The following is a 9,053-nucleotide window of genomic DNA, read 5'->3' as shown; positions in this document are numbered from 1 at the left end:
CACACCCCACCCAAAGACACAAAACCCCAGGTAAAATAGCGAAAACCACCACAAGCCACCACAGGAGAATCACTCCTTACGGTTCTGAAGCATCCAGAACCGAAGACTTGCGATGGTTTTCCGCACCGCGCGTTTAACTAGCACCGTGCGCTTAGCCGTTAGCCATTGACCAGAGGCCAACAATCACTAGCTAACCCGTTCAACAGAAGCGCCAAGAGAATTGAGTGTCTCTACGAAGCCCGGGTAGCCACGGTCGATGTGATAGACATCGTGCACCTCAGTGACGTCACCTTCTTCAGTACACAGCCCAGCAAGCACTAGTCCCGCTCCGGCGCGAATGTCCGAAGACCACACAGGTGCGGAACTCAGCGTTTTCTTTCCGCGAATCATCACGTGGTGGCCATCGATAGTCGCGTCCGTGCCGAGGCGAATCATCTCGTCGACAAACCGGAAGCGCGACTCAAAAACGTTCTCGGTAAGCACTGACGTCCCTTCGGACACCGCGGACAGAGCAATGGCCATGGGCTGCATGTCCGTCGGAAAGCCTGGGTATGGCAGCGTTTGATAGTTCACACCCTGCGGACGCCTGTCCATACGCACGCGGAAGCCCTGCGGGTAGGTCTCGACCTGAGCGCCTGCGTTCTTCAGTTTTTCCAGAGGAAGGTGCAGGTACTTAGGGTTAATGCCAACGACCGTAATATCGCCGCCGGTCATCGCTGCAGCATAAGCCCAGGTCCCTGCGATAATTCGGTCGCCGACAACCTTGTGCTCAGTCGGGTGCAGCTTCTCTACGCCCTCAACCGTGATGGTGTTAGATCCCGCACCCGAAATCTTGGCGCCCATCTCCACGAGCATCTCGCACAGGTCGACAATTTCGGGCTCACGGGCGGCGTTATCCAGCACAGTCGTACCTTCCGCTAGTACGGCCGCGGTCAGAATATTCTCGGTCGCGCCGACGGACGGGAAGTCCAGCTTGATGTTCGCCCCCTTGAGTCGCCCCGCCTCAGCCACCACGCAACCGTGGTGAATATAGGTGCGTGCTCCCAATTTCTCCAGGCCAGCCTGATGCATGTCCAGCGGGCGGGAACCAATAGCGTCACCACCGGGCAGTGCGACAATCGCGTTACGGGTACGCGCCGTCAGCGGCCCGAGCACACAGACCGAAGCGCGGAACTGGCGCACGGCATCGAAGTCAGCGTGATGCGAGAGTTCTTCGGGCACCGTGATTTCAATCCGGTCGCCCTCGCGCGTCACGGAGCAGCCGAGACCTTCGAGGACTTTTTGCATCAATGGCACGTCGTCAATTTCAGGGCAGTTCGTCAGTACTGTCGTGCCCTCGGCGAGAAGCGCCGCACCCATCAGTTTCAGAACCGAGTTCTTCGCCCCGGAAATCTGAACCTGACCATTTAGCGTCGCTCCGCCTTTAACCAGAAATCGCTCATTTCCCACTCCCCCAGCCAACCACATTTCGCAATATCGCGCTTAGGCTTGAAGCTATGAGCGTTCATCTAACTCGCATTTACACTCGCACCGGCGACGACGGCACCACTGGATTATCCGATTTCAGCCGCGTTCCCAAGGATGATTCTCGCCTTATCGCCTACGCCACGTGCGAGGAGGCCAACGCCGCACTCGGCCAGGCGCTCAGTTTCGGCACGCTTGACGACGAAATCTCGGCTGTCATTCGCTACGTGCAGAATGACCTATTTGATGCCGGAGCCGACCTGGCAACACCTATTGAAGAAACCCCGAAGTACCCGCCGTTGCGTATCGAGCCGGATTACATCGAGCGACTCGAGCACTGGTGCGACCAATTCAATGAACAACTGCCGAAACTGGATTCCTTCATCCTCCCGGGAGGCACACCAGCCGCAGCACTGCTACACACAGCTCGGGTGATTACTCGCCGAGCCGAGCGTGCAGCATGGGCTGCCTGCCGCGAATTTCCCGAAACCACCTCAGTCCTACCGGCGAAGTATCTCAATCGCCTGTCTGACCTGTTGTTTATTCTTTCGAGAGTGGCCAATGACGGAAACGACGTTAAGTGGATCCCCGGTGGTGAGCGCGAAGCCCAGCGGCAAGCAGGGGGTAAGTAGCGGAGCAAGTAGCAGAACTGACTACCCCAATACCCGCGGGTTTGGGCGCAAAGGAACCGTCGTCAAGCGGTTTACGGCAGTGCGCCGATGCGACGGGCCGCGTTGACGGCCTCGTAGCGAGTATGGGCGCCCAGCTTGCGCATTACGGAGCGGAGGTAGGACTTAACCGTCTCGGCACCGATGCCCATTTCCTCTGCGGCCTCGACGTTGGTGTGACCGAGGGCGACACAGGCGAGAACATCGAGCTCACGAGCCGACAGCTTGGTGGTCTGCTTGACGCGAACCGGGGTGACCATCTGGTCACAGAGCACCTCGAGTTCCTGGCGCAGCTTCTCGTCATCCACACGGTTAGCGAGCATGCGCAGCTTGGAGTGCGTGGAACGAACCTGCTCCCACTCAGCGCCATTCATGATGCGGCCGCCCTTACCGTTGCCAGAACGATCCATGTTGCGGCAGGCATCGACGACAGCGAGGTCCTGCTCCAGGCAACGGGCGGTCATTGTGACCTCTTCAAGAACCTTGTCCCCCAGGCGCACCGAGGAGTGCACGCCACCGTAGAGCACGCCACGGACAAGACGCGAAACGATCACCGGCACGGCGACCAGCGAGTGCAGGCCTTCGTCACGAATCTTGTCGTCATACTCATGGGTAATAACCTTGGCGCGCAGGTAGTCACTGACACCCACCGGGCGGCGCGTGGCCAACACGCGACCACCGACACCCGCACCCGATTCCACAGTCAGATTCTGCAGGGCCGGAGTACGCAGGCCAACCCAGTTGTTGATCTGCATCTTAGAGTTATCGGTGACTTCCGCATACATTGTGACCGGAATACCAGTCGCATTCTTTAGGGCGACCAAGGACGACTTAATAACCTCATTGTCGTCCAGAATGCGGTGGGGATCCATCTCGCGTCCTCCTGCGTAACGGGCAAATTGCTTCACTGGCACCCACAGAGGCACCATCAGCCTGTGACTTCGCGCCGACTTACACTCCTACGAAATGGCCAACTACCGCTCAGCGGCCACTGACCCTTTCGGGGGCTGTAAACCGTACAAAGTAGATAGTACCCTCCGAACGGGTACACCTGCATTAAGGCATCCGTCACACAATCTTAGGAAACAACTAGGTTTCTCTACAAGTACGTAAAGAAAATACCAGGATAAATCCTGTCATTAGCCCCGCCTCGGCCGAATAAATACAAGGCAGGGGGTAGCTATTTTTCCGCTAACAAACTGCGTGAATGTTAATAACAGAGGGTAATGAACGGCGTTTTACCCCCAATGCGGACATTTTCGAAAAAGACCTTCGCTTATTTTGCATCGTGCGCTATTGTCATACATGCAACAGGTTTTGTTGAGTTCCACTTTCAATGCTACGTCCTCCACGTGGTTGTCCGAAGGTGGTGCACAGCAAACGCAAGAGGGAATCCGGTGCAATTCCGGAACTGTCCCGCAGCGGTAATCTGGAACAAAATTCGCCAACGGCACTGAGGTTATTTCAACCTTGGGAAGCGGCGAAAAGTAGGAAAATTGATAATAAGGATCTGCACGTAAGCATTGAAGCTTGCGGCAGTCGTCATCCCCTTATTGTCGGTCACGCCAGAAAGTCCGAATACCTGCCTGATGCGCCGAGGGCACTGCAAAGTGTCACGGCCACGGAGATCGCCCGCGGACAGGTGTGACGTGAAATGGAAGCGAAGAAATGCGACAGCTTCGCCTATATTTCTAGGCCTATTTTCATAGGCATTACGCCCTGCCCGCGGGCGTTTTTCTCATTTTTAGCGCGGTTTAGCTGCACATATCGATGAGCTATTCACCAACCAAGCCACTCGCCTAAACATCCTCTGGATGGCACACATCTCGCCCAATCGCCTTGGAGACCACGGGCGCCCAGGGCAAAGCCAGTCGAGCATGTTCGACCAACCGTCGATCGGCCAAAATTTCTTCCTTGGCGCCGACGCGCAGTTTGCCGTCGGCAAGCACCGCTGCCCTATCGGCGAAATTCCACGCGAAGTCGATGTCGTGCGTGGCGACGACGACGGCAGTGCTCTGATCGCGCAATTGATTGAGCGTGTGTGCAAGCTTTCGGGTCGCCTGCGGATCGAGGCCGGCGGAGGGTTCGTCGAGAAGCAACACACGTGGGTGCATCGCCAGCGCGCCTGCGAGAGCGACGCGCTTGCGCTGACCATAGGAAAGCTGGTGCGGAACGCGTTCGGCGAGATCGGTGATTTCGGCGGTACCTAGGGCCTCCCGGACGCGCCGCTCGACTTCCTCGTTCTTAAGCCCCAGGTTGACGGGACCGAAAGAGACGTCTGCAAACACGCTAGCCGCGAAGATTTGCTCATCCGGATCCTGCGTGACCATCTGTACTGAGCGGCGGACCGTATTGCGGCCGTGCCGGGAGTACTTGTAGGCGGTGCCGTCAAGGCGAACCTCACCACTATTGGGCTTAGACGCTCCCGCGAGCATACGCAACAGCGTGGACTTGCCAGAACCGTTTGCCCCCAACAGCGCTAGGCGCTCGCCACCCGAAATTGCCAGATCCACGCCTTTCAGAACGTGGGTTTCGTCGTAAGCGTATGTAACTGCAGCCGCTTCGACAATGACACCGTTGGCACCATGTACGTGATCAGCGCGATTTTTCCTGCTGCTCGACATCCCTATACACCCCATTTCAGCAGCGCCCAGGCCGCAATCAACGACAAAAGTAATGCACTGGATATCACGATGAACTTCGGCTGCCTGGGCCGCGAAATCACCAGTACTTTCATTGCGCTCGGATCGGCGCGCAGCTCGATTCCCTCTTGCATCTTGCGCGCGCGGGTAAAGGCAATGACAAAGAGGCTGGCGGACTGTGCCGCTACATCTCGGATCATCGCCCGGCGCGTGGAGTGTCCCAAGCGTCGTGCTTGCGCTTCCGTCATCGAGTGTGCGGAGTGAATCAGCACGCCGGTCATCCGGTAAATCACCTCGGCGAGGTACGTCAAGTATCGCGGCAAGCCGTGCTTGTCGAGCCAGGCAATGAGCTCCGAAATCGGAGTGGTCAGCGCAAAGACCATCGTGCAGCTGATACCCGCAAACGAACGCATCACAACCTGCGCCATTCGCTGCGGGCCATCCGGCGACCACGCGAGACCGTCGGGAGTAAGCGCTACCAAAAGCGGAAACGCGCCGACGAGCACAAAAGCCGCCGGTGCCAGCACCATTGCCACATACAGCTTGCGGGGCACTCGGGCTATGTACGCAATAGACCAAGCAATGACCGCAATGACAGGCGCAAAGGGAATTGGCGGTAGCGCAACCGCCAGAATCAGCAGCCCACCGAGCAGCAGAATCTTTTCACCCACGTTGCGGCGTGCCCAAGCGCTGCGCGCCGCTGCAGCTTCTAGCGCATTCACTGCTCTTTCTCGCGCTTGTCCGAACGCGCAGCAGCCTTCCCTCGGTAGAAGCCAATAACGTAGAACAGGACGCCAGCACCGATAACGGCCTGGAGCGCGAACAGACCCGACTCGACCTCACCCGGCAGCTCGCCGACGAGTGGCTCGAACCACGGCTCGTAGTTCGGGTCGATTTCCTGAATTGTCTCCGTAGCGGTGGCATCAGTGCCGGCGAACGGCTCCTCGGCGTCGTCGTCCCCGTAGTTGAAGAACAGCGGGAACATGGCAATTACGACTACCAGGACAATGAGACCAACGCTGACCCACACGGAGTTCTTCTTCGGCTGGCTAGCTGCCTGTGCGTCGACAATCTGCGCGTTGTTTTTTGCATTCATAATCGTGCTCTCTTTCGCTTCTTTTCGCTTGACGACGGCTACTGCTTCTGGCCAGATACGGATGCAGCTGCCGCATTCTGCGAAGTGACAGATCCTGCAACAGCGTCAGCCGTGGCTTCTGCAGCTTTCGCCTCCAGCGCCGGTGCTGGCGCATCACCGAAGCGGGACAGGAAGCCGAGATCGAGGAGCTCAGAATGTGCCACGGCCAGCAGGGTGCGCATGAGAATGACGGTGACCAGAGCCTCGATGATCGCCAGCGGAATCTGCGTGATAGCGAACAGGCCGAGGAATGTAGCCAGAGCGCCGCCGACACCGCCCGGGTTTGCCGGGTGTGCAAGAGCGAGCTGCATGGAGGTCACCACGTAGGTGGAGAGGTCAGCCAAGAACGCTGCCATAAACACACCTGGTAGTAGGCCTCCGCCGAGCTTTCGAGTCAATACGTAGAAGGCGTAGCCGACCCACGGGCCGACGATTGCCATGGAGAAGATGTTCGCACCGAGCGTCGTAATGCCGCCGTGAGCGAGCAAGATTGCTTGGAAGAGCAACACGATGGAGCCAAGCAGCGCCATCACCGGAGGTTTGAAGATTACAGCACCAAAACCTGTACCCGTCGGGTGCGAAGTGGAACCCGTCACGGATGGAATCTTGATTGCGGAAAGCACGAAGGTAAACGCGCCGGCAGCACCGAGCAGCATGCCGCTACCGGGATGTTCTTTCATAGTGCGCTTGACTTGAATTGCGCCGTGAATGACAAAGGGAGCGGCAGCTACGCCCCACCCAATGCAATGAGTAACTGGGAGAAATCCCTCAGCAATATGCATGATGTAAATCATCTTTCTACGGCGCTATTCACCTCGACAGCACCGCTCGACCGCCAATCCGCGGACGCGAATTGGATGATTTACAGTCGGTCTCCTGGCTGATGGGCTGAGGAAAGCTTCACACTTCTATTAATGCTTCGTCTCCTTCCCCAAAGGTTTGAGTCCCCCTGAGTGGCTTCGACGAAGCACCGCAATCGCTGAGTCCATTGTCTGCGTTTTCCGGTTGTCGCATATAACCGCTGTGCAGATAAGGGCCGCAATCGCGCCCAATCACAGTGGCGAGGGCCGCTGCCTATTTACAAGGCATTCCCGTGCACTGTAAATCACGTCTCAGAATAGTGGATTCTAAGAAACTTTAATGCTCTTTACCCTCACAATGGAGGTAAGGACGAGCAAGGCAATGAGATAGCGTTAACGTGGCAAGAGCAGGAGCATTGCGACAATAGCGGTGCGACTGCGACGACGCCGGCCGCGGCGACTATGACGGTGGCAACACCGGAACTGACAGCTTCCACTTCCCTACGCAAGCCATAAAATAGACGAACTGGTCTGTACTAATTGCAGGATCAGGCGTACACTACGGCTACACGCGAAAACTCATTAGGAAGTCCTCTGTGATTTCCGGACTGGATAAGATTAATGACTATTTATAACGATGTCACTGAACTGATCGGCAACACCCCGCTGGTTAAGCTCAACCGTGTTACCGAGGGCCTGCCGGGCAACGTGATTGCCAAGCTGGAGTTTTACAACCCTGCCAACTCGGTCAAGGACCGCATCGGCAACGCAATTATCGATGCCGCCGAGCGCTCTGGCGAGCTCAAGCCGGGCGGAACCATCGTCGAGGGTACCTCGGGCAACACCGGTATCGCGCTGGCAATGGTCGGCGCAGCCCGCGGTTACAAGGTCATTCTCACTATGCCGGACACCATGAGCCAGGAGCGCCGCGTCGTTCTGCGCGCATTTGGCGCTGAGCTTGTACTCACCCCGGGCGCGGATGGCATGCGCGGCGCTGTCGATAAGGCCAACGAAATCGTGGCTAACACCGACAATGCAATCCTGGCTTCCCAGTTCGCCAACCCGGCCAACCCGGCTATCCACGAGGCAACCACTGGTGAAGAAATCTGGGAAGCTACCGACGGCAAGGTTGATTACTTCGTGGCTGGTGTCGGCACCGGCGGCACCATTACCGGTGCTGGTCGCACGCTGAAGAAGCACAACTCGGACATCAAGCTGGTTGCCGTTGAGCCGAAGGCCTCCCCGCTGCTGACCGAGGGCACCGCCGGCCCGCACAAGATTCAGGGTCTGGGCGCAAACTTCGTCCCAGAGGTTCTCGATCAGGAGCTTCTCGACGAGATCATTGCGGTTACCAACGAGGACGCTATTGAGGTCTCCCGCAAGGTCGCTGCAGCCGAGGGCATCCTCGGCGGCATTTCTGCCGGTGCAAACATCAAGGCTGCTCTCGAGATTGCAGCCCGCCCGGAGTCCGAGGGCAAGAACATCGTCGTGATTGTTCCTGACTTCGGCGAGCGCTACGTCTCCTCCATCCTGTACGAGGATCTGCGCGACTAAGACCAAGCGCTATAAACGCCCGTAACCTTCTCTGCAGAGCCCGCTAGCTGGCACTTTCCGTCGGCAAGCGGGTTTTTTCATTGCCCACACTTCCGACCAGATAGAATTGACGCCCATGAGTGACTTTTTCCGAATCCTCAAAGAGGATCTGGACAATGCCCGCGCGCACGACCCAGCTGCGCGCAGTGATGTAGAAAATGCCATTGTCTACTCCGGCCTACACGCAATCTGGATTCACCGATTCTCGCACCGCCTCTGGAAACGAGGCGGGATTTCCAAGGGCATTGCACGAGTACTCGCACAGTTTTCCCGTTGGCTGACTGGTATTGAGATTCACCCGGGCGCTCAAATTGGCCGAAGGTTCTTCATCGACCACGGTATGGGCATCGTCATTGGCGAAACCGCAGAAATCGGTGACGGCTGCATGCTCTACCACGGCGTGACGCTTGGCGGCCGCTCACTGGAGAAGGTAAAACGCCACCCCACCCTGGAGGACAACGTCACCGTCGGAGCAGGTGCGAAAGTCCTTGGCCCCATCACAATTGGTGCAGGCTCATCAGTCGGCGCCAACTCCGTGGTCACCCACAGCTGCCCACCCGATTCCATCGTGATAGGAATTCCGGGCCGCGTACGCCCTGCCAAGCCCGACGAGCACAAGCCGTTGTGCGATCCGGCGGTGTACGTCCAAGGTGACGGGGACTTCATCTAGCCCCGCCCTAAAACTAGCTCTACATACAAAAGCCGGCCGGCTGCTCTTCCGGGTTAAGTAGCAAAAAGTGTGTCCGCTCGG

At 57.7% G+C, this 9,053-nt stretch carries 9 protein-coding genes and 2 riboswitches; of the genes, 3 read left to right on the top strand and 6 right to left on the bottom strand.

Going from position 1 to position 9,053, the window contains the following annotated elements; translation table 11 throughout:
• Window positions 1–186: 186 nt before the first annotated feature.
• Window positions 187–1,449, bottom strand: a complete 1,263-nt coding sequence (murA, locus tag HMPREF2562_RS09525; RefSeq protein ID WP_224783814.1) for a UDP-N-acetylglucosamine 1-carboxyvinyltransferase — start codon at window positions 1,447–1,449, stop codon at window positions 187–189.
• 47 nt (window positions 1,450–1,496) lie between these two features.
• Between murA and HMPREF2562_RS09520 the strand changes: the two genes are divergently transcribed.
• Window positions 1,497–2,096 (top strand): cob(I)yrinic acid a,c-diamide adenosyltransferase, encoded by a 600-nt coding sequence (locus tag HMPREF2562_RS09520; RefSeq protein WP_070549914.1) that lies wholly within the window; start codon window positions 1,497–1,499, stop codon window positions 2,094–2,096.
• Window positions 2,097–2,167: 71 nt separating this feature from the next.
• Here HMPREF2562_RS09520 and ramA read toward each other — a convergent pair whose 3' ends face one another.
• The 5 genes from ramA to HMPREF2562_RS09495 all read right to left on the bottom strand — a co-directional run bounded on the left by ramA (window position 2,168) and on the right by HMPREF2562_RS09495 (window position 6,691).
• A complete protein-coding gene (ramA, locus tag HMPREF2562_RS09515) occupies window positions 2,168–3,004 on the bottom strand; it encodes an acetate metabolism transcriptional regulator RamA (RefSeq protein ID WP_005511953.1) in 837 nt (278 codons plus the stop codon).
• A gap of 475 nt (window positions 3,005–3,479) precedes the next feature.
• Window positions 3,480–3,737, top strand: a riboswitch (cobalamin riboswitch).
• Window positions 3,738–3,931: 194 nt separating this feature from the next.
• A complete protein-coding gene (locus HMPREF2562_RS09510) occupies window positions 3,932–4,756 on the bottom strand; it encodes an energy-coupling factor ABC transporter ATP-binding protein (protein ID WP_070549913.1) in 825 nt (274 codons plus the stop codon).
• Window positions 4,757–4,758: 2 nt separating this feature from the next.
• On the bottom strand, window positions 4,759–5,496 hold the full coding sequence (gene cbiQ, locus HMPREF2562_RS09505; protein ID WP_070549912.1) for a cobalt ECF transporter T component CbiQ: 738 nt from the start codon (window positions 5,494–5,496) through the stop codon (window positions 4,759–4,761).
• A complete protein-coding gene (locus tag HMPREF2562_RS09500; RefSeq protein WP_049173058.1) occupies window positions 5,493–5,870 on the bottom strand; it encodes an energy-coupling factor ABC transporter substrate-binding protein in 378 nt (125 codons plus the stop codon). Before HMPREF2562_RS09500 ends, cbiQ begins: the two co-directional genes overlap by 4 nt.
• Before the next feature lie 38 nt (window positions 5,871–5,908).
• Window positions 5,909–6,691 carry an energy-coupling factor ABC transporter permease gene (locus tag HMPREF2562_RS09495; protein ID WP_083295726.1) on the bottom strand — a complete coding sequence of 261 codons (783 nt, stop codon included), beginning with the start codon at window positions 6,689–6,691 and terminating at the stop codon, window positions 5,909–5,911.
• Window positions 6,692–6,757: 66 nt separating this feature from the next.
• A riboswitch (cobalamin riboswitch) is annotated at window positions 6,758–7,027 on the bottom strand.
• A gap of 303 nt (window positions 7,028–7,330) precedes the next feature.
• Here HMPREF2562_RS09495 and cysK point away from each other — a divergent pair.
• Both cysK and epsC read left to right on the top strand, forming a co-directional pair.
• Window positions 7,331–8,263 carry a cysteine synthase A gene (cysK, locus tag HMPREF2562_RS09490; protein WP_049173059.1) on the top strand — a complete coding sequence of 311 codons (933 nt, stop codon included), beginning with the start codon at window positions 7,331–7,333 and terminating at the stop codon, window positions 8,261–8,263.
• Window positions 8,264–8,378: 115 nt separating this feature from the next.
• Entirely contained in the window at window positions 8,379–8,972 is a 594-nt protein-coding gene (epsC, locus tag HMPREF2562_RS09485; protein WP_049190263.1) for a serine O-acetyltransferase EpsC, read from the top strand.
• The last annotated feature ends 81 nt before the right edge of the window (window positions 8,973–9,053 follow it).

Origin of the sequence: Corynebacterium sp. HMSC077G07, from assembly GCF_001809225.1 — a bacterium.
In the GTDB taxonomy this organism is placed as follows: Bacteria; Actinomycetota; Actinomycetes; order Mycobacteriales; family Mycobacteriaceae; genus Corynebacterium; species Corynebacterium jeikeium_D.
The sequence above is the reverse complement of the archived record's forward strand: the minus strand, read 5'-3'. Positions and strand labels throughout refer to the sequence as shown.